The 19,468-nt window shown below is 65.1% G+C and carries 24 protein-coding genes and 1 tRNA gene; 6 read left to right on the top strand and 19 right to left on the bottom strand.

From position 1 onward, the window contains the following. The first annotated feature begins 237 nt into the window (after window positions 1-237). On the top strand, window positions 238-2,499 hold the full coding sequence (locus tag EGM87_RS14335; RefSeq protein ID WP_137710063.1) for an NADP-dependent malic enzyme: 2,262 nt from the start codon (window positions 238-240) through the stop codon (window positions 2,497-2,499). A gap of 194 nt (window positions 2,500-2,693) precedes the next feature. Here the strand turns inward: EGM87_RS14335 and cofC are convergent, their stop codons facing one another. Genes cofC through cofE form a run of 3 tightly spaced genes read right to left on the bottom strand, consistent with a single transcriptional unit; the run spans window position 2,694 to window position 4,968 of the window. Further along, window positions 2,694-3,272 carry a 2-phospho-L-lactate guanylyltransferase gene (cofC, locus tag EGM87_RS14330; RefSeq protein ID WP_025547978.1) on the bottom strand — a complete coding sequence of 193 codons (579 nt, stop codon included), beginning with the start codon at window positions 3,270-3,272 and terminating at the stop codon, window positions 2,694-2,696. 5 nt (window positions 3,273-3,277) lie between these two features. Further along, window positions 3,278-4,213 (bottom strand): 2-phospho-L-lactate transferase, encoded by a 936-nt coding sequence (gene cofD / locus EGM87_RS14325; protein WP_137710064.1) that lies wholly within the window; start codon window positions 4,211-4,213, stop codon window positions 3,278-3,280. Continuing rightward, a complete protein-coding gene (cofE, locus tag EGM87_RS14320; protein ID WP_171407199.1) occupies window positions 4,210-4,968 on the bottom strand; it encodes a coenzyme F420-0:L-glutamate ligase in 759 nt (252 codons plus the stop codon). Before cofE ends, cofD begins: the two co-directional genes overlap by 4 nt. Before the next feature lie 167 nt (window positions 4,969-5,135). Here cofE and EGM87_RS14315 point away from each other — a divergent pair, with 167 nt between their 5' ends. After that, entirely contained in the window at window positions 5,136-5,636 is a 501-nt protein-coding gene (locus EGM87_RS14315; protein WP_025547976.1) for a flavin reductase family protein, read from the top strand. Between the two features lie 264 nt (window positions 5,637-5,900). Further along, window positions 5,901-7,679, top strand: coding sequence for an AMP-dependent synthetase/ligase (locus EGM87_RS14310; RefSeq protein WP_170825578.1), 1,779 nt, complete (start codon window positions 5,901-5,903; stop codon window positions 7,677-7,679). 57 nt (window positions 7,680-7,736) lie between these two features. On the opposite strand, the gene EGM87_RS14305 is transcribed toward EGM87_RS14310, so the two are convergent. Genes EGM87_RS14305 through EGM87_RS14295 form a run of 3 tightly spaced genes read right to left on the bottom strand, consistent with a single transcriptional unit; the run spans window position 7,737 to window position 9,368 of the window. Next, window positions 7,737-8,153: a hypothetical protein gene (locus tag EGM87_RS14305; RefSeq protein WP_048577989.1), complete on the bottom strand. Its 417-nt coding sequence runs from the start codon at window positions 8,151-8,153 to the stop codon at window positions 7,737-7,739. A 54-nt stretch (window positions 8,154-8,207) separates the two neighbouring features. Continuing rightward, window positions 8,208-8,930: a hydroxyacylglutathione hydrolase gene (gene gloB, locus EGM87_RS14300; RefSeq protein ID WP_044660564.1), complete on the bottom strand. Its 723-nt coding sequence runs from the start codon at window positions 8,928-8,930 to the stop codon at window positions 8,208-8,210. Window positions 8,931-8,933: 3 nt separating this feature from the next. Further along, window positions 8,934-9,368, bottom strand: a complete 435-nt coding sequence (locus tag EGM87_RS14295) for a VOC family protein (RefSeq protein ID WP_025547971.1) — start codon at window positions 9,366-9,368, stop codon at window positions 8,934-8,936. Window positions 9,369-9,471: 103 nt separating this feature from the next. Here EGM87_RS14295 and EGM87_RS14290 point away from each other — a divergent pair, with 103 nt between their 5' ends. Next, window positions 9,472-10,176 (top strand): SIMPL domain-containing protein, encoded by a 705-nt coding sequence (locus EGM87_RS14290; protein WP_044660563.1) that lies wholly within the window; start codon window positions 9,472-9,474, stop codon window positions 10,174-10,176. Window positions 10,177-10,223: 47 nt separating this feature from the next. On the opposite strand, the gene EGM87_RS14285 is transcribed toward EGM87_RS14290, so the two are convergent. The 3 genes from EGM87_RS14285 to EGM87_RS14275 form a co-directional block, all read right to left on the bottom strand. Then, on the bottom strand, window positions 10,224-10,388 hold the full coding sequence (locus tag EGM87_RS14285) for a hypothetical protein (protein WP_229742753.1): 165 nt from the start codon (window positions 10,386-10,388) through the stop codon (window positions 10,224-10,226). Between the two features lie 77 nt (window positions 10,389-10,465). Continuing rightward, complete coding sequence (locus tag EGM87_RS14280) at window positions 10,466-11,338, bottom strand: tetratricopeptide repeat protein (protein WP_137710066.1); 873 nt, start codon at window positions 11,336-11,338, stop codon at window positions 10,466-10,468. Beyond that, a complete protein-coding gene (locus EGM87_RS14275) occupies window positions 11,338-12,093 on the bottom strand; it encodes an alpha/beta hydrolase (RefSeq protein ID WP_044660561.1) in 756 nt (251 codons plus the stop codon). Before EGM87_RS14275 ends, EGM87_RS14280 begins: the two co-directional genes overlap by 1 nt. 142 nt (window positions 12,094-12,235) lie before the next feature. Here EGM87_RS14275 and EGM87_RS14270 point away from each other — a divergent pair. Beyond that, window positions 12,236-12,322: transfer RNA gene (locus EGM87_RS14270), tRNA-Leu, on the top strand. A gap of 225 nt (window positions 12,323-12,547) precedes the next feature. Here the strand turns inward: EGM87_RS14270 and EGM87_RS14265 are convergent. Genes EGM87_RS14265 through EGM87_RS14255 form a run of 3 tightly spaced genes read right to left on the bottom strand, consistent with a single transcriptional unit; the run spans window position 12,548 to window position 14,836 of the window. Further along, on the bottom strand, window positions 12,548-13,078 hold the full coding sequence (locus EGM87_RS14265; protein ID WP_044660497.1) for a VOC family protein: 531 nt from the start codon (window positions 13,076-13,078) through the stop codon (window positions 12,548-12,550). A gap of 57 nt (window positions 13,079-13,135) precedes the next feature. Continuing rightward, entirely contained in the window at window positions 13,136-13,984 is an 849-nt protein-coding gene (locus EGM87_RS14260) for an alpha/beta fold hydrolase (protein WP_044660498.1), read from the bottom strand. Between the two features lie 27 nt (window positions 13,985-14,011). Then, window positions 14,012-14,836: an oxidoreductase gene (locus tag EGM87_RS14255; protein ID WP_044660499.1), complete on the bottom strand. Its 825-nt coding sequence runs from the start codon at window positions 14,834-14,836 to the stop codon at window positions 14,012-14,014. Window positions 14,837-14,936: 100 nt separating this feature from the next. On the opposite strand from EGM87_RS14255, the gene EGM87_RS14250 reads away from it, so the two are divergent. After that, a complete protein-coding gene (locus tag EGM87_RS14250; RefSeq protein WP_137710067.1) occupies window positions 14,937-15,797 on the top strand; it encodes a LysR family transcriptional regulator in 861 nt (286 codons plus the stop codon). A 25-nt stretch (window positions 15,798-15,822) separates the two neighbouring features. Here EGM87_RS14250 and EGM87_RS14245 read toward each other — a convergent pair whose 3' ends face one another. From EGM87_RS14245 to EGM87_RS14215, 7 genes are all read right to left on the bottom strand, one after another. Continuing rightward, window positions 15,823-16,404: a DUF308 domain-containing protein gene (locus EGM87_RS14245; RefSeq protein ID WP_044660501.1), complete on the bottom strand. Its 582-nt coding sequence runs from the start codon at window positions 16,402-16,404 to the stop codon at window positions 15,823-15,825. Window positions 16,405-16,517: 113 nt separating this feature from the next. Next, on the bottom strand, window positions 16,518-17,159 hold the full coding sequence (locus tag EGM87_RS14240; protein ID WP_044660502.1) for an NrsF family protein: 642 nt from the start codon (window positions 17,157-17,159) through the stop codon (window positions 16,518-16,520). Beyond that, the gene (locus tag EGM87_RS14235; RefSeq protein ID WP_044660503.1) at window positions 17,149-17,652 is read right to left on the bottom strand and encodes a sigma-70 family RNA polymerase sigma factor; all 504 of its coding nucleotides are present in this window, start codon (window positions 17,650-17,652) and stop codon (window positions 17,149-17,151) included. Before EGM87_RS14235 ends, EGM87_RS14240 begins: the two co-directional genes overlap by 11 nt. A 267-nt stretch (window positions 17,653-17,919) precedes the next feature. Further along, window positions 17,920-18,069, bottom strand: a complete 150-nt coding sequence (locus tag EGM87_RS14230) for a hypothetical protein (RefSeq protein ID WP_229742755.1) — start codon at window positions 18,067-18,069, stop codon at window positions 17,920-17,922. Window positions 18,070-18,082: 13 nt separating this feature from the next. Beyond that, entirely contained in the window at window positions 18,083-18,169 is an 87-nt protein-coding gene (locus EGM87_RS14225; RefSeq protein ID WP_249902384.1) for a hypothetical protein, read from the bottom strand. 93 nt (window positions 18,170-18,262) lie between these two features. Further along, entirely contained in the window at window positions 18,263-19,051 is a 789-nt protein-coding gene (locus tag EGM87_RS14220; protein ID WP_137710069.1) for an SDR family oxidoreductase, read from the bottom strand. Next, window positions 19,048-19,377 (bottom strand): nuclear transport factor 2 family protein, encoded by a 330-nt coding sequence (locus tag EGM87_RS14215; RefSeq protein ID WP_044662845.1) that lies wholly within the window; start codon window positions 19,375-19,377, stop codon window positions 19,048-19,050. The genes EGM87_RS14220 and EGM87_RS14215 overlap by 4 nt, the downstream gene beginning before the upstream one ends. Between the last annotated feature and the right edge of the window lie 91 nt (window positions 19,378-19,468).

The following is a 19,468-nucleotide window of genomic DNA, read 5'->3' as shown; positions in this document are numbered from 1 at the left end:
AACAGCAGGAAAATTGCGCTTCTCGCACTTGCCCACAAGATATTCTTACCGCTAGGGCGGTCCGGCATTCAGCCCATTCGGGCCTGCAAAGCGCGATTTTCTGCGCTTCGGTGCTCACATACTTGAGTATGCTGCGCTCCGATGCTCGAAAATCACCCTTTTCGGCTCCGCCTGAACTGAATGCCGGAGCGCCCTATGGGGCGAGCTTATTGTTTCAAACAAGGGGTGGGTGCAGCCATGACCGACAAGTCGAATGTGGAATTTTCAGAGCGCGAGGCGCTGTTCTTCCACTCGACCGGCCGCCCCGGCAAGATCGAGATCATCGCGTCGAAGCCGATGGCGACCCAGCGCGATCTTTCGCTCGCCTATTCGCCCGGCGTCGCGGTGCCGGTGCGCGCCATCGCGGAAGACCCGGCGACCGCCTATGATTACACCGCCAAGGGCAATCTGGTCGCGGTGATCTCCAACGGCACGGCGATCCTGGGCCTGGGCAATCTGGGCGCGCTGGCGTCCAAGCCGGTGATGGAAGGCAAGTCGGTTCTCTTCAAGCGCTTCGCCGACGTCGATTCCATCGACATCGAACTCAAGACCGAGGATGTCGACAAGTTCATCGACGCCGTCGAGCTGATGGAGCCGACCTTCGGCGGCATCAACCTGGAGGACATCAAGGCCCCGGAATGCTTCATCATCGAACAGACGCTGAAGGAGCGGATGAACATTCCGGTCTTCCATGACGACCAGCACGGCACCGCGATCATCGCGGCGGCGGGCGTCATCAACGCGGCGATGCTGACCGGCCGCGACATGAAGGACATGAAAGTGGTGGTGAACGGCGCGGGCGCGGCGTCCATCTCCTGCACCGAACTGATCAAGGCGCTGGGCGTCCAGCATGACAATGTCATCATGTGCGACAGCAAGGGCGTGATCTACCAGGGCCGCACCGAGGGCATGAACCAGTGGAAGTCGGCCCATGCGGTGAAGACCGACGCCCGCACCCTGGCCGAAGCGGTGAAGGGCGCGGACGTGTTCCTGGGCCTCTCCGTCGCGGGCGCGATGACGCAGGACATGGTGAAGTCGATGGCCGACAAGCCGATCATCTTCGCCATGGCGAACCCCGACCCGGAAATCGCGCCGCCCGACGCTAAGGCGGTGCGCCCCGACGCCATCGTCGCCACCGGCCGGTCGGATTATCCCAATCAGGTCAACAATGTGCTGGGCTTCCCCTTCATCTTCCGCGGCGCGCTGGACGTGCGGGCGACCGGGATCAACGAGCCGATGAAGCTCGCCGCCGCCAAGGCGATCGCGGAACTGGCGCGCGAACAGGTGCCGGAGGAAGTGGCCAAGGCCTATGGCCGTTCGCACAGCTTCGGGCCCGACTATATCATCCCCGCGCCCTTCGATCCGCGCCTGATGGAGGTCGTCCCCTCCGCCGTCGCGCAGGCGGCGATGGAAACCGGCGTCGCGCAGAAGCCGATTGCGGACATGGCGGCCTATCGCCAGTCGTTGAAGGCCCGGCTCAATCCGACCACGTCCGTCCTGACCACCGCCTATGAAGTGGCGAAGGCGAATCCCAAGCGCGTCGTCTTTGCCGAAGCGGAAGAGGAAGTGGTGCTGCGCGCAGCGATCCAGTTCCGGACGCTGGGCTATGGCATCCCCGTGCTGGTCGGGCGCGGCCATGTCTATGACAAGCTCAAGGAACTGGGCGTGCAGGACCCGGAAAGCTTCGAACTGCACAACAGCGTCAACTCGCCGCTGGTGCCGGAGATGGTCGACACGCTCTACAAGCGGCTCCAGCGCCGCGGCTATCTGCGCCGCGACTGCGAGCGGATGGTGAACCGCGACCGCAACATCTTCGGCTCGCTGCTGGTGAAGATGGGCCATGCCGATGCGATGATCACCGGCATGACCCGGCCCTTCGCCCAGACGCTGCGCGAAGTGAAGCGGGCGATGGACCCGGCGGCGGACCGCACCCCCTTCGGCATCCATGTGCTGGTGACGAAGGACAAGACGGTGTTCCTGGCGGACACCACGGTCAATGAGCGCCCCTCGGCGCAGGAACTGGCGGACATCGCGGAAGGCACGGTGGCGGTCGCCCGCCGCATGGGCCACGACCCGCGCGTCGCCTTCCTGTCCTATTCCAATTTCGGCAACCCGCCGGGCAGCTTCCTCGACAATGTGCGCGATGCGATCAAGGCGCTGGAAGAACGGAATGTCGACTTCGAATTTGAAGGCGAAATGACCGTCGACGCGGCGCTCAACCCCACGGTGATGAAGAATTATCCGTTCAGCCGTCTGTCCGGCCCGGCCAATATCCTGGTGATGCCGGGGCTTCAGTCGGCCAATATCTCAGCCAAGCTGCTGCGCGAACTGGGCGGCGCGACCATGATCGGGCCGATGCTGGTCGGCATGGACAAGTCGGTGCAGATCGCCACCATGGCGTCCAACGCTTCGGAACTGCTGACGCTGGCGGTGCTGGCTTCGGCGGGTGTGGCGATCTGACGGAAGTGCGGGTGTGAGCGACTGGCCGGAGGTGGTCAATCCAAGACCTTCCCCTCCCGTAAACGGGAGGGGTTAGGGGTGGGTGCGAGCGTAGCGAGCTTCTGACTTAGCCGTTGCAAAACAGCGCAGATGCCGCGCCAGCCCACCCCCTAACCCCCTCCCGCCTGCGGGAGGGGGAATGTCCGCCTTCCACCCTAGATCGCGCGCCCTTTCCAGTCGGCCAGATCGTCCGGCTGGTCGATGTCGAAGCCCAGACCTCGCCGGACGACCGGCGAGAACATCAAACCAAGCCGTTCCGCTTCCGCCCTGTGCGCCGCGAAACTGCCCTGGCCATAATGGAACTGGAAATCCGCCGCTCGTGGCAGAGGCAAGGACAATGCATTGGTTCCCCGCCCATGGACATCGGGCGCGGCCGCAATGCCGGGGGCGTCCAGCAGCGCCGCCACATCCGCTGCCTCGACCAGCGGCAGGTCGGCCGAGAGGAACAGCAGCCGCTCGACTCCTGCCCCCAATGCCGCATCGCGGGCGCTCGTCACGGCAGGGTTAAGGCCGCCGCCCGGATCATCAAGCAAGCCTATGCTCTCCGGCAGTCCATGCCGCGACGGCCCCAGCAGCCGCAGCCTTTCCATCCCGACCACTTCCGCCGCAGCCCCCACCGTGCGGTGCAGCATCTCCGCAACCAGATTGCGCCGTCCGGTTTCGTCCAAAACAGGCGCCAGCCGCGTCTTGCAGGCGGCGGGCGCCTTGACCGGGATGACGATCCAGCAGTTCATGCCCGTCAACCGGCGATCCGTTCGGCCAGATCCAGCGCCGCCCGCGCCACCCGGGCGCGGTCGTCCAGCGTCTTCATCAGCGTGTCGGTGACGGCGTGGGGAATGTCCAAACCCTCGCTCCCGTCGCGCACGTCGACCAGCAGCGCGTCGATGACGCCTTCATAATGGGCGGCAATGGCCTGGTTGGTGACGCCCAGTCCCAACTCGCCCATCAGCTTGGCGGTCGGTCCCTTGACCGCCTGCCCGCCGACGATCGGTGACACCGCGACGACCGGCGCCTTCCTTGCCGCCAACGCTTCGCGGACGCCGGGCACCGCCAGAATCGGGTCGACGCTCAGCCAGGGATTGGACGGCGCGATCACTATGGCGCGGGTTGCGGGATCGCTGATCGCCTCGATCGCGCCGGGGGCAGGATGCGCTTGCTCCGCGCCCTCGAAGCGGATCGCCCGGACCGCCGGGACGCAGCGCTGCTCGACGAAATAGCGCTGGAAGGGGAGGTCGCCCGCATCGGTGGAGACATGGGTGGCCACGGCATCGTCGCTCATCGGCAATATCTTGAGGCCAAGATCCCAGGCCGTCGCAAAACGAGCCGTCACCGCGCTCAACGTTTCGCCCGACGCCAGCATGTGCGACCGCAGCACATGCAGCGCCATGTCGCCGTCGCCCAGCAGGAACCAGTCCTCGCCGTCCAGCGATTTGAGCGCGTCCATGAAGCTCCATGTCTCACCCTCGCGGCCCCAGCCCTGCGCGGCATTGGCCCTGCCCGACAGGGTATAGAGCAGCGTGTCGATGTCGGGAGAGATCGCCAGCCCGAGATGACGGAAATCGTCGCCGGTGTTGACGATGGCGGTGATGTCTTGCGGCGGGCAGACCTGCATCAGCCCCAGCACCAGCTTGGCGCCGCCGACGCCCCCGGTCAGAACGACGATGCGGCCGCTCACCGGAACAGATCCTCTTCCAGCGGGCGGACCAGCGCGCCCGCGCCTGCATCTCCTTCGGGCAGGGCCACGCCGCGCAGCAGGGCGGCGGGCACGCTTTCCGCGCCCTCGCCCGTCACCAGCGTTGCGGCGGTGGCGATCTGGTCGGCCAGCGCGATCTGCGTCACCTCCAGCCGCCGTCCGTCCCGATCCTCCTCGCCGCGGCGGTCGACCAGCGCGGGCAATCCCGCAGCGCCGATCGCGACGCCCACCACGCCGTGGCGCCATGGCCGTCCGAAACTGTCGGAAACGACGATGCCGATCCGGGCCGCCTCGGGCCCCGCCAGCGCCCCCAGCAGGCCGCGCGCCGATCCGTCGGGATCGAGCGGCAGCAGCAATGCGCGATCTTCATCCCCCGGCCCGATATTGGACCGGTCGATGCCGCCGTTCGCCATCACATGGCCCAGCCGGTGGCGGGTGATCAGCACATGGGGCACCGCGCGCACCACGCTGCTGCTTTCGCGCAGCACCAGTTCGACCAGCCGGGGGTCCTTGCGCGTCGTGGCGGCCAGCTCCAGCGCCTGCGCGCCCGGCTCGACGCTGTCCAGCGCGACCATCCGTCCTTCCGCCTTGGACAGGATCTTCTGCGTCACGACCAGCACATCGCCGGCCTGGAGCGGCCACAGGCCCGCCTTCGCCAGACTGTCGCGCAGCACCGCCGCCAGATCGTCGCCGGCCCGGATTTCAGGAATATCGCATAGCGGATGAATCGAGATCATGCCGTGCTGTAGCGTGCAATTGCCGGTTAAGGTAGCATTGCGATTTCCCGGAAAAGGAAACTCATGAGCTTATCAGCGGGATTCGCTTGCCATGCCCCGGCCGAGTCTGGAAGAGAGGCGACGATGAAGATCAGTGACAATATTTTTCCCCTTCAGGGCGCCCGCGCATGAGCGAGGCCATCGCCTTCGACAGCGGCACTTTCCGCCGTGTGCTGGGGCATTATCCCACGGGGGTCTGCGTGGTGACGGCGGTGGAGGACGATCATGCGCCCACGGGCATGGTCGTCGGTTCCTTCACCTCCGTTTCGCTCGATCCGCCGCTGGTCGCCTTTTTCCCTGCCAAGAATTCGCTGAGCTGGCCGCGGATCGAAAGGGCGGGGAAATTCTGCGTCAACATCCTCGCCAGCGACCAGAAGCCGCTTTGCCAGCAATTTTCGGCCAAGGGCGCGAACGACAAGTTCGCCGGGGTGACGCATCGCGTCTCCGCCAATGGCTCCCCGATCCTGGATGGGGTGGTGGCCTGGATCGACTGCCGGCTCGAAGCGGTGCATGAAGCGGGCGACCATTATATCGTGCTGGGCCGGGTCATCGCGCTGGAGGTGGAAACGCCGGGCAAGCCGCTGCTCTTCTTCCAGGGCGGCTATGGCGAATTCGCTCATCTGAGCTGATCCTGTCGATCAGCGTTGTGTGGGTGAACACTGGGCCGGCCCCCGGCGCGCCATGATCCTGCGCAGGACCATGGCCCGCCCTATGGAAGCGCATGTCCGCTTTCCATCCCCCATTGCCGCCGCTGAATCGCATCTCCCCGCGACCCGGAGGGGATCTCCGAAAACCCGCGAAAAATCATGGCCGTTACGGCATGGCGAGGGTATAGCCTGCCGGGCAGGCGGATAGGCGCGCCGAAGACGCGCCGCGAATGAGGAGATGCCGTTTTGAGCGCGATCGAGCGTTTTCCCAATCTGGTGACCATGTTCTTCGCCCGCGCCAAGGCGATGGGGGACACGCCCTTCCTCTGGCGCAAGGTGGCTGGCCAATGGAAGTCGCTGAGCTGGACCGAAGTCGCCCATGACGTCGCCGCACTGGCCAGCGCATTGCAGGCGCAGGGACTGAGGCCCGGCGATCCGGTGATGCTGGTGAGCGAGAACCGGCCGGAATTCTGCATCGCGGACCTTGCCATCATGGCCGCGGGCTGCGTCACCGTGCCGACCTACACCACCAACACCACGCGCGATCATCAGCATATCCTGACCGACAGCGGCGCCCGGGCCGTCATCGTCTCCACCGCCAGGCTGGCGCAGAACCTGATGCCAGCCGTGCTGCGGTCGCAGGCGAGCTTCGTCATCGGCATGGAGCCGTTGCGCGGCATGCAGGGTCATGTCGCCTGCCATTTGTGGAGCGACCTGATCGCCCATTATCCCACCGACATCGATGCCTGCGCCGCCGGCCAGACGGCGAAGCGCGACGATCTGGCCTGCATCATCTACACCAGCGGCACCGGCGGCGCGCCGCGTGGGGTGATGCAGCATCATGGCGCCATCCTCTGCAATATCGAGGGGGCGGACAAGTTGCTGGAGGAGGATTTCGGCCGGGACGAAGAGGTGTTCCTGTCCTTCCTGCCGCTGTCCCACGCCTATGAACATAGCGGCGGCCAGTTCCTGCCGATCATGGCGGCGGGGCAGATCTATTATGCGGAAGGGCTGGAAAAACTCGCCAGCAATATCGAGGAGGCGCGGCCGACGATCATGGTCGTCGTCCCCCGCCTGTTCGAAGTGCTGCGCGCCCGCATCATCAAGTCGGTCGAGAAGCAGGGCAAATTCCCCACCTATCTGCTGGGCCAGGCGCTGCGCATCGCGGCCAGGGAACAGCGCGGGCGAAAATCGCTGCTCGACCTGCCGATGAAGGCGCTGCTGGCGCGCACGCTGAAGCCGAAGATCGCGGCGCGCTTCGGCGGGCGGATGAAGGCGCTGGTGTCGGGCGGGGCGCCGCTCAATCCGGATGTCGGCCTGTTCTTCGACGCGATGGGGCTGACGCTGCTCCAGGGTTATGGCCAGACCGAGGCGGGGCCGGTGATCAGTTGCAACCGCCCCCGCGCCGGGATCGCGATGGACACGGTCGGCCCGCCGCTCGACGGGGTGGAGGTGCGGATCGCGGAGGATGGCGAGATTCTCGTGCGCGGCGAACTGGTGATGCACGGCTATTGGCGCAATCCCGCGGAAACGGAGAAGGCGCTGCAAAATGGCTGGCTCCACACCGGCGACATCGGGGAGATCGATGAAAAGGGCCGCATCCGCATCACCGACCGCAAGAAGGACCTGATCGTCAACGACAAGGGCGACAATGTCTCGCCGCAGAAGGTGGAGGGCATGCTGACGCTCCAGCCGGAGATCGGGCAGGCGATGGTCTATGGCGACCGCCGCCCGCATCTGGTGGGTCTGCTGGTGCCCGATGCCGAATGGACGCGGGAATGGGCGCAGGCGCAGGGACGGAAGGTTGAAGGGATCGCGGCCGATCCCGCCTATCAGGCGGCGCTGCGCGCGGCGGTCGACCGGGTGAATGACGACCTGTCCGTGATCGAACGGGTGCGGCGGTTCATCCTGGCGGATGAGCCCTTCACCATCGACAATAGCGAGATGACGCCGTCGATGAAGATCCGCCGCCACGTCATCCGCGCCCGCTATCAGGAACGGCTCGACGCGCTGTACAAGGGGTGAAGCCTGGCTGATCCTGTTCCTGCCTTTGCAGGACCAGGACGCCATAAGGAAGCAACCCTATTTCGACGGCGCGCGATAGGGGATGAAGTCACCCAGCGCGCAATTTCCCGTCACCATGCCGGTCATCAGGTCGGCGCTGGTCAGCTGGTCCCCGCGGCAATATTGCGATCCCCAGGTCCTGATGATCAGCGTGTCGCCGCGCGACAGCCCGGAACAGCTGCCGATCAGGTCGTTGCGGTAGACCAGCCGCCGGCTGACCCGGTACAGCAGGACGCTGTTGCTGATGGCCGTCAGATTGGACTGGGATTCCCGATTGACGCAGCTCGTCCTTTCGCCCGGCACCTTGCCCGCCAGGGCCCGTTCCAGCTCGCTCGTCTGTTTTTCGGTCAGCCTGGGCGGCTCATAGCTGTCCGAACATCCGGCCAGCAGCAGCGGGGCCAGGCACAGGCTGGAACGCAACATCCATGGACGCATGGCATCTCTCCTCATTCGTCCCGCTTGCAGGACGACAAAGCAGCGCGAAAACCGTCACGCCGCATCCTTCGCCGCGCGCCGTTCGGCCAGTTGCGCGACATCGCGGGCGCGCATGAAGACATTGGTCGCGCGTTCCTGCCCGATGCTGGTCGGCACCGTGGCCTCTCCCCGCGAACGCGCCGCGTCGACATCCCCCATGCGGGCGCGCAAGGCGGCGTTGTCCGGCTCCACCGTCAGGGCGAAGCGGCCGTTCGACTGCGTATATTCATGCGCGCAATAGACGGCCGTATCGTCGGGCAGGGCGGCGAAGCGCTGCATATTGGCGAACATCTGCGCCGCCGTTCCCTCGAACAGCCGGCCGCAACCCATGGCGAACAGCGTGTCCCCGACGAAGATCAGGCGGTCGTCGGTCAGATGATAGGCGATATGCCCGGCGGTATGGGCTGGCACCTCCAGCACGGTGGCCTGATGGGCGCCGATGCGGACGCTGTCGCCCTCCCGCACCCTGCGGTCGAGCGTGCCGATCTTATCCGCCTCCGCCGCCGGGCCGGTGATGATGCAGCCCGTCGCCGCCTTGATCGCCGCATTGCCGCCGACATGGTCGCCATGCCAGTGGGTGTTCCAGATCTGGCCGATGGTCCAACCCCTCTGCCGGGCCGCTTCCAGCACCGGCTCCGCCACGGCGGGATCGACGGCCACAGTCTCCCCGCTGGCGTCGTCATGCAGCAGCCAGACGTAATTGTCGCTCAGAACGGGTATGCGGACGACCTCCAGCATGGCCTACCAGGCTCCCACATTGGGCATCGATGCCCAGGGTTCGGCCGGATCAAGATGTCCGTCCTGCAACAGTTCGATGGAGATATTGTCCGGCGTCCGCACGAAGGCCATGTGACCGTCGCGCGGCGGCCGGTTGATGGTGACGCCCGCGTCCATCAGCCGCTGGCAGGTCTCGTAGATATTCTCGACCCGATAGGCGAGATGCCCGAAATTGCGTCCGCCGCCATAGACCTCCGGCGGCGTACCGTCCTCCGCCGGCCAGTTGTAGGTCAGTTCGACCTGCGCCTCTTCATCGCCGGGCGCGGCGAGGAAGACCAGCGTGAACCGCCCCTGCGCATTGTCGATGCGCTTCTGCTCCTCTAGGCCAAGCAGGCGGAAGAAGTCGACGGTGCGGTCAATGTCGGTCACGCGGATCATCGTGTGCAGATATTTGGGCAAGAAGTCACTCCATTCGTCGCCATAAAGCAACGGTTCATCTCTGAAAACCTAAGACGCTTCCAAGATAAGATGCGTCGGGCTTCGACGGAAGAGGGAGGCAGGCATGGCCTTAACTTATCATGACAAGCTTTTCATGGGATGCGCGGCCGTTCTGGCGCTCGGCATGGTCGGCGGCGGCTATCTGCTGGGCGATGGGCTCAAGCGGGCGAAGGCGGCGGACCGATCCGTCACCGTGCGCGGACTGGCGGAAAGGGATGTGACCGCGGACCTCGCCACCTGGTCGATCAGCTATTCCGCCACCGGTTTCGACCTGCCCGCTGTCCGGGCGGAGATCGACAATAACACCCGCGAACTGCGCGCCTATTTCGCCGGCCTCGGCTTCAGGCCGGATGCGCTGACCGCCACCGGCGCCGGGGTCAACCAATATATCAACAATGGCGTCAACACGATCACCATCACCCAGCGGATGTTGCTGCGCACCACCGACATTCCCCGCGCCCAGCGCGCCGTGGCGCAGCAATTCGACCTGGTCCGGCGGGGCGTCACGCTGCAGGAGGGGTCGGGCATGCGCTACAGTTTCACAAGGCTCAACGACGTGAAGCCCCGGATGGTCGCCGCCGCGACCAGGGATGCCCGCGCCGCCGCCGAGCAGTTCGCCCGCGACAGCGGGGCGAGCGTCGGCGGCATCAAGAGCGCGACGCAAGGCTATTTCTCGATCGAACCGCGTGATGGCGAAGCCGACGGGTCGAGCGACACACCCTATAAGAAGGTGCGCGTCGTCACGACCGTCGACTTTTACCTCAAATAGCCATCAATCCTTGTCGTCGCCGATGATCGCACCGGCAGCGCCGCCGATCACAGCGCCCTCCACCGTGCCAAGGCCGGTGGCGGAGCCCACCACGGCGCCGCCCGCCCGCCGATCAGCCCGCCGCGCGTCGCGCCATGCGAACAGGCGGTCAGCGCCAGCGCGCCCGCCGTCAGCAGGCCCAGCGCCGCGATCCTTCCATGACGATCCGGCATCCTCATGCTCCTTTTCCCCTCGCGTCCCGCCTGGCGGGCCAACGGAGAATGGCGGGCGGAGGTTCCTTGGTCGCCCTTCAGCGGGCGGGCTTTGGCGGCAGGCGGGAAAGATTGTCGGCGGCCGCCTTTCCCGCCGGCGCTTCCGCCGCCAGCTTCACCGCCCGCTGCCAGGCGGAACGGGCCACATCCTCATGATCGGTGAGGATGGCGATATTGCCTTCCTCCAGCGCGACGGAGGCATCGTCGGGCGAAAGCTGCACCGCCCGCGCGATATGCGCCTGCGCCAGCTTCATTTCCCCCGATCGCCGGGCCAGCGTGGCCGAAAGCAGCCAGGCCAGCGGGTCCCGCGGCACCTGATCCAGCGCCGCATCGAGCGAAGCGCGGGCGCCCTTCACATCGTTCAGCGCCACCAGCGCGCGGGCGCGGTCCAGATGGACCTCGCCCTTCTCCAGACCGTCGGGCAACCCGCGCGCCAGCGCCGCGTCGAAATCGTCCCGCGCCTTGGCGGCGTCGCCACCAGCCAGCGCGGCATTGCCGGCCTGCGCCCAGAGCCGGCCGCTCTGCACCATTTTGCCATTGCGTTCGGCTTCGTCCGCCCCCTGTTCGAAGGCGACGATGGCGGGCGCCCAGCGTTCGGCGCGGGCATAGGCAAAGCCCATGCAGTTGCGCGCATAGAAGCTGCCGCCGTCGATCCGCCATTGCTGAGCGAAGGCGACGCCCTTGTCCGGCGCCTCCACCGCCTGGTCCAGGCAGGCCTGGAATTTCGCCGCATATTTGTCCGGCACCGGAATGCGGCCCTCACTCGCTCCTGCTCCTGACCGCGCCGGAGCGGCCGACGCAGAAGCCGCCGCTTCCGCCTTTTCCTTCCTCTTGCGGTTCATCACCGCCTCGACCTCCGGATCATAGGCCTGCGGGGCGAGCAGCAGCAGCGGGAGGAAGAGGAAGGGCATCAGAGGCTGTCCAACAGGCTGGAGACGGTCCGGATCAGCAGGGCGATGTCCGGGTCGCGGGAAAGGCGATGGTCGCCATCCTTAATCAGCAGCGTCTGCACATCGGATGAACGCAGCCGCTCCGCGATCCGCAACGCCGTTCGCCAGGGCACGTCGGGGTCGGCCTGCCCCTGCAACAGCCGCACCGGGCAATCGATCGCGATCTCCCCCTCCAGCAGCCGCAGCGACTGGCCCGATTCCCAGAAGGCCAAGGTGGTGACATAGGGGTTATCGCCATAAGGGGTCGGTTCGACGATCCGTCCTTCCGTCGCCAGCAGGGCCTTGTCCGCGTCGGTAAAGCCCCATTCGGTGAAATCCGGCGCCGCCGCGATGCCGACCAGCCCCGCCACCCGCTCCGGCCGGGCCAGCGCGATCAGCAGCGCCAGCCAGCCGCCCATGGAAGATCCCACCAGCACCACCGGCCCCTGGGTCAGGGAATCGATCAGCAGCAGCGCATCGTCGCGCCAACTCGCCAGCGTGCCATCCTCGAACCGTCCCTCGCTCGCGCCATTGCCGGCATAATCGAGCCGCAGCATCGCCCGGCCCTGATCCTGCGCCCAACCGTCCAGCGCAACCGCCTTGCCGCCTTCCATGTCGGACATGTAGCCGGGCAGGAAGACGATCGTGGGGGCGGTGCCGGGCCGGTGCCGACAGGCCAGCCGCAACCCGTCCGGCCGAGGGTGAAAGGCGGGCGGCGCAACGTCGGGACGATCCATGCTATTTCTCCGGTTCAACGGCAGGGGCCTGAAAAAGGCCCGTAAAAAGCTCTTGGCCTGGAAACCAGAAAAATAAAAAATAATGCGCCTGCCGTGATTGACAGCCCCCCGGCCAGCGGCTAGTTGCGCGCTCCTACCCCGTGCCCAGATGGCGGAATTGGTAGACGCACCAGCTTCAGGTGCTGGCGATCGCAAGGTCGTGGAGGTTCGAGTCCTCTTCTGGGCACCATTTGTTCTTCCGGGGACGTTCGAGAACGTCTAATCACCCTTCCCTGTGCTGAGCTCTGGCCGAACTGAACGGTGGTTAAACTATGCCCCTGCCAGGCCATATCGTTATTCATCAGGCCTCACGCAGGGATTGGTGAAATAAGGGAACGCGCCCGGCAGCGATCGTCTTTGTAATGCTTGACGGTTGGCGGTCGCCGATGACGCGGCCCCCCTATCTGCGTCCAGCTTAGTCCTCGTCCTGCCATCTGCGCAGATCCGTCTGGTCATGATACGCCATGCGGTCCGGCGTGGTGATGAATTCCATTGTCGTGCCCCACGGCATGCGGCAGTAGCAGACCTTGTTTCCAGGACCCTTCTCGGTCGCATAGGGAATAGCGCGCGGCGCGGTTAGGGGTATGCCTCCCGCCTTTTCGAAGCGCTTGACCGATGCGTCGATATCATCGGTATAGAGCGCGAAGTGCGTGATGCCGAAGTCGCTCGCACGGATCGGCTGGGCCTGTTCGGGGCCGTGCATTTCGAAGAGCTCGATATCGGGCCCGGTGCCGATCTTGACCATTGCCTGCGCGCGCACGACTGTGCCGGGGAAAGCACCGACGGCGCGCTCGAACTCCGGCCCCTGCCGCGGCGGGTCCTGCGGGCCGAAGGACTGGTAGATCAGCTGGCCGCCGAACGCTTCTACCAGGAACGATTTTGCGGCTTCGATGTCGGGTACCGTGATGCCGATGTGATTGACACCGCGAATGACGGGTACGGTCATGACAGTTCCTTTGCTGTTTGCGATCTGCCCGGCTCACAGGGGGACGGACAGCGGGTTTCAATTTGGGTTGAGGAACGCGATCAGGGCGGCTGCGACTTCATCCGGCCGCTCGTCCGCGACATAGTGGCTGCACCTCGCGATCGAACCGCCCGTCACATGGGTGGCGAACTCCTCGAGCATGGGCACCATCTGCGGACCGAAGCGCTGGTCCCCGCCTAGGCCGAACACCGGTATCCCGAGCGGTTGCTTCTTGTACTCGAGCGCTGCCGCATGATCGGCCTTGAGGGTGCGATACCATTCCATGCCGCCACGCAAGCGGCCGGGCAGTGCCATCGCCCTGGCGTAGATCTCGACATCGGCCGGATCGAAGCGGCTATGATCGTAGAACCGCTCCGCCATGAAGGCCGAGATATAGTCAGATTCGCGGCCATGGATGAGGCGCTCAGGCAGGTCCCGGTTCATATGGAAGCCGAAGTGCCAGAGCCTCGCGGTCGTCGCTTCCCATCCGGTCCAGCCAGGAAGCGGAACGTCGAGGACGGCGAGGTGGGTGACAGCCTCCCGATAGAGAGCAGCCTGCGGCAAGGCGACCATTCCGCCGATGTCATGTCCGCACACGGCGTAGCGCTCGTGGCCGAGGGCGATCATGACCTCATGCGCGTCACGCGCCATGTTCGCTTTGTCATAGCCGCCCTGCGGACAGTCGGAGAAACCGGCGCCGCGCAGGTCGATGGCCACCACGCTGAAATGCTCGGCCAGCAGCGGCATCACATGGTGCCATTCCCACCATGTTTCCGGCCAACCGTGCAGCAGAAGGATCGGCGGGCCCGAGCCCCCTGTGACTGCGTTGATCTTGATGCCGTTCACCGGCACCAGCTGCTGGGTAAAGCCTTGCAAGGCTGCGATCATGATCGCCCTCCAGTCAGATGTTGATGTTCAAACAGGGTCGAAGTCGGTGGCGATCGTGACAGCGCGCCAGGCGTCGATATCGCTGCGGAAGGCCGCCAGCTTTCGCTCGGCGATAGCGTGCGCGGCCGGGCCGAGCGGCAGGTGAAGCGGCGCATCATCGGCATCGACCGCCTGGAGGATCACCGCGATTGCCTTGTCGGGATCGCCCGCCTGATTGCCGTCGTTCGTCTCGCGATAGGGCTTGCGTGAGGTTGCGGCATATTCCGGCATCTCGTTGGCGGCCATGGCGATCGACCGGCCAAGGAAGTCGGTACGAAACGGCCCGGGCTCGACGATCAGCACACGGATGCCGAACGGCTTCAGCTCCCCGGCGAGCGCTTCGGAAATGCCTTCCACCGCAAACTTGGCGGCGTGGTAATAACCACCGCCGCCGCGGCCCTCGATACCCGCGCCGGACGACATGTTGACGATCGTTCCGCCCGAGCGCCGCAGCACAGGCAGGGCTGCTTTGGTAGTCTCGATCAGGCCGAAGACGTTCACCTCGAACATCGGCCGATATTCCTCGGGCATGCCTTCCTCGATCGCGCCGAACAGGGCGTAGCCGGCATTGTTCACGAGCACGTCAAACCCGCCGAACGTCTCGACCGCCTTGGCGACCGCCCCTTTGGCCGCGGCCGGATTGGTTACGTCGAGTGGCAAGGTGATCATGCGACCGCCGAACGGTGCGGCCATTTCCTCAATCGCCTTCACATTGCGGGCGGTCGCGATCACCCGATCGCCGCGCTCTGCTGCGGCGAGCGCGAGCCGCCGACCGAAGCCGCTCGAACAGCCGGTGATGAACCAGGTCTTCATGATTGTGCACCTCCAGACGATAGAGGCGATGTAGGTGTTTAGATTTGTTCTTTAACTGACAGAAATGTATTCCCGTCGTTCATTTTTGTGCAGGTGGTCCATGGAATGGAGTGATGTGAGGATTTTCCTGGCGATTGCGCGATCCGGCTCGCTCGGCGGCGCTGCGCGGTCGCTTCAGACAAGCCATCCGACCGTGGGCAGACGCCTTCGCGCCCTTGAACAGGCGGTCGGTCATACCCTGTTCCAGCGCACGGCAGACGGTCTTGTTCTGACCGAGGAAGGCCACGGGATCATCGCGCTGGCCGAGCAAATGGAAGAAGGCGCGCTGGCCATGGAGCGCCGGCTCGCAGGGCAGGAGCAGAACCTCAAAGGCAGTCTGCGCATCTCGTCAGCCGATTGGTTCGGCGCCTATGTCCTTCCTCCCATCCTGGCAGATTTCTCGAAAGCCTACCCCAATGTCGACGTGGAGATCCAGACTGGGACGCGCCTCTTCAACCTTGCCCAGCGCGAGGCCGACGTCGCTTTTCGGATCGTCCCGTTCAACTCGGCCGATGTCGTTCAGCGGCGGCTCTTCAGGCTCGATTACGATGTCTACATCGCCGAGGAAGCGGCCGATCCCGAATATGGCGATGGGACCGGATTCCGGCTGATCACCCATGACACATCCACGGGCCATTTCCCGGACATCGAATGGCTGATCGAGAGTTTCCCCAATGCGAGACCAATTCTGCGATCGAACAATCGCAACGTTCAGGGACGCATGTGTCGGGAAGATGTCGGCATCGCCGTCCTGCCTCGCGTGGTCGGCAGTCAGATCCCGGGCATCCGCAGACTGGAGCTACCGAAGCCTCCGCCGACGCGAGACATCTGGATGGGATACCACCGAGACCTACGGCGTCTCGTGCGTCTTCGCGCGTTCATCTCTACGGTATCGAACCATCTCGTAAACGCGGCCGCGTGATGCACGGCCCGCGTTCGGACGTGTGTCAAGCGGCGACGGCCCTGGAGCGTCGGCGCACGGCGCTGATGGTCAGTGAGACCGCCGAGATGAGGAAATAAAATGCGCCGAAGGCGGCGTAGGGTGCGATGTCGGCGATGCTGACCGGTGCCGCGCCAGCGGCCTTGCTGAGCATATGCGCCCCGGCGAGCCCCGACTGAGCGCCGCTCAGGATCATCGCCCACTGCGCGCCATAGGACTTCCAGCGCCGTACCCCGGTCAGGAGCTGGAACAGGCCTGAGAGCACCGCCCACACGCCGAAGATCTGAAGAACCGCATGCATCCCGTGCGGCAGGGTCGCGGCGACGGTGACAGCAGTCACGATGCTGACGACGAAATTTAGCATCTGGCTCTTGTTTCTCGCCAAGCCGCCGCTCCGGCTGGCGTCGAGATAGTTCGCCAGCGCGTCCCAAGCGGGATAGGCGACAAGCATCACCGCAGCCAGCGGCGGCATGGCCTTCGCCACCGTGAAGGCGAGTGCGACCCAGATCGCGGAGACGGCGAAGCGCAGATAATAATAGGTCTTGAGCCAGTCCCGGTCCGGGGACTTCGTGTCGGTGACGGTCTTCATGGCATGGTTCCTTTTTGTGATGCAGGCGCACGTCTCCCGTCCCGAAATCCGGGTGGATCGGTGATGGTCGGTTCAGGCGGTGCGCGGCTCGCGATTTGCCGCGTCGGTTTTGGCTAGAGGCGGAAGCGTCGCGGTAGGCGCCATCGTGCGACGGCCGTCACGGCGGCGCACCCGATGCTATACCAGACCACCACGTAAAGAGGGTCGTTGAAAGGGCAGCAGAAGGCGAAGACGAAAGCCCCGCAGGCGCCGGCGGCGATGCCGGAGGCAAGCCCGCTCAGCCGTGGCTGGGTCGGCGCGGCTTTCCGCATCAGAGCGCCAAGCAGCGCCACGATCGGTACCGAGAGCACGAAGATCGAGGTGGCGCACACGATTCCGCTGGCCGGATTGATGCGATCGAGCAGCGCTCGCTCGCTCGCGCCATCGGGGGTGACGAACACGCCCCCGACGATGGCCGCGACCGTGAGGGCGCAGGCGAGCATCAGCCCCCGGCGCGGCTGCGCCGTTGGTGAGAAGGACCGGATCGCCAGCACGCAGGCGATCGCCGCCAGCAGGCCGAGACTTCCCACCCGCCACATCAAAAACGGCGAGCCGGCCATGTGACTCATGTCCGGCCGCATCGCGCCCAGGCCCAGGAAGAGCATGAGCTCCGCGGCACCCAGCGCGAGGACAAGTCCGCCCTCGCGCAGCATGCTGCGGCGCTGAACGGGCGTTAGGTCCGAGGACAGGTCGGCGATCAGGGATTCATTCGACATCGTGGGTCTTCTCAATGATGGCCGACAGGCGCGCGAGCCCGCGGTGGATGTTCATCTTCACGGCCGAGGGGGAGAGGCCAGTCTGGCCGGATGCGTCCTCGATGCTGTAGCCCTGCACCTTGACCAGCAGGATCGCCTGGGCCTGCGCGGGGCGGAGTTCGTCAAGCAGGCTGGCCAGAACCGAACTGCTGACCACCGAAGCCTCATGGTCGCCCACGGCCATGTCGTCGGGCAGCTCGTCCACGGGTCGGCGCGCCAGGCTGCGCAGCTGGTCAACCCATTTGTTCTTGGCAATCGCCGCCAGCCAGGGTCCCAGCGGATATTGGGGATCATATGTGTGGCGCCGCCGATGGACGGCAAGCAGCGTCTCCTGGATGGCGTCATCCACATTGCCCGGCGGCAGCCGCCGCTGGAAGTAGCGCGTAAGCCACTCGGACATCTCGCCGAGCAGCCGACGATAGGCGCCACCGTGGCCGTTTTGTGCCGCAACCATCAGGCTGCTCCAGTCGTCCGGCGCAGTTCGGGACGGACGCTCACGGCTGGCCGGCGCCTTGTCCGACGCAGGCTTTGAGATCAATCTCGTGAGGAAGTCCGAGCGCATGATCTCTTATTCGACCGCCACGCCGCCCCGGTCACCTCTCTTTGCAATTATTTCAGATTGCGTGTGGGTCGGCGGTAACCTTTTGCGGGGCAAGCCGTCGATGGTCGCAGCAGAGTGGCGCCACCAATGCCTTGATCGTCGATTTGCCGCCTCATGTAATTATGCGGCAATAGCCCTGCCTCGTGCCGACCTGACGTCTCTAACCGGCGGCCGACCGAACATCCGGCTATATTCGCGGTTGAACTGGGATACGCTTTCGTACCCCACGTCGAAGGCGGCGTTGCTGGCATTGCGCCCTTCCGACAGCATCAGTCGGCGCGCTTCAAGCAGCCGCAGGTGCTTTCTGGAACTGCAGCGGCGAGAGCGACGTCACAGCGTGAAAATGTTGGTGGAAGGCGGACTGACTCATCCCCGCCGCCGCTGCCAGCCGATCGACCGGCAGAGGCCTCGCATATTCGGAGCGCAGGATCGCCACGGTTTGCCGATCACCAGGTCGGCGCTCTCAAACGGTGCGGATGGTCCCGCCGTCGATGACGAACTCAGTGCCATGGATCGCGGCGGCGCGGTTCGAGGCGAGGTATGCGATGAGGTCCGCCACCTCCTCAGGCTCGGCTCCACGCCCGATCGAGATACCGCCAAGGGCATCGAGCACGGACTGGCGTGCATCCTCAACCGTGCCGCCATTGGCGGCTCGAAGCATTTCGAGAAAGTCGCCGGTCGCCTCGGTCATGATCCAGCCGGGTGAAACGGCGTTGACCCGCACACCCTTTGGACCGAGTTCCTTCGAAATCGACTTGCTGTAGGTCCTGAGCGCCGCCTTAGCGGCGGCGTAGGCAGTCGTGGATTCGGGAAGCGGCAGGACGGACTGGATCGAAGTGACGTGCACTACGGTGCCTGCGCCGCGCTCGATCATCTGTGGGATCAGCAGGCGATCAAGGCGGACGGTCGTCAGGAGGTTGAGGTTCAGCTCGGCAAGCCAGTGCTCGTCGGTCAGCGCAACGAAGCCACCGGCCGGCGACGCCGATCCACCGACGACGTGCGCGAGGATGTCGATGCTGCCAAGCCGGTCGAGCGCCGCCTTGGCGAACGCTTCGCCGCCCTCGCGCGTGGTCAGATCAGCCTGAACATATTCGACGCCCTCGATGGTATCCTTGATTGCCCGGGCGGCTGTGATGACACACGCTCCGCCGGCTAGGAAGCGCTCGACCGTGGCGCGGCCGAGGCCCTTGGTGCCGCCGCTGACCAGCACGCGCTTGCCGGTGAACTCGCCGGGATCTGCCTTGATGCTCATACCGTGGTCTCCAGCGTCCTGATGGCGCCGTGCGCCAGCGTGAAACGATAGGTGAAACGCAGCGGACTGCCCGGGAAGTCGCCATGAGCGGGACCTTCGACGATGACATCGCCGCCTTCTTCCCGAACGGTGTCGGGCTCGAAGATCGCTTTCACCGGGATAACTTCTTCCTCGAACAGCTGGCGGATTGCCGCCTGTCCCTCGAAGCGCTTGCCATTGTCGATGAAGACAGCGTCGCGCAGAAATGGCTTCATCAGGCCGTCGAGATCGAGACGCGCATTTGCCTCGACAAAGGCGGCGATCGGCGTGGGTAGATCAATTGTCATGGTCATCTCCTCAATGGTGATGACGATGATTTAGCGATGGACTTTTCGCCTGATAATCGAGACAAATCGCCATAGCGTGTCACGAAAAACA

This window comes from Sphingobium sp. RSMS (genome assembly GCF_005406185.4).
GTDB classification, from domain to species: Bacteria; Pseudomonadota; Alphaproteobacteria; order Sphingomonadales; family Sphingomonadaceae; genus Sphingobium; species Sphingobium fuliginis.
The sequence above is the reverse complement of the archived record's forward strand: the minus strand, read 5'-3'. Positions and strand labels throughout refer to the sequence as shown.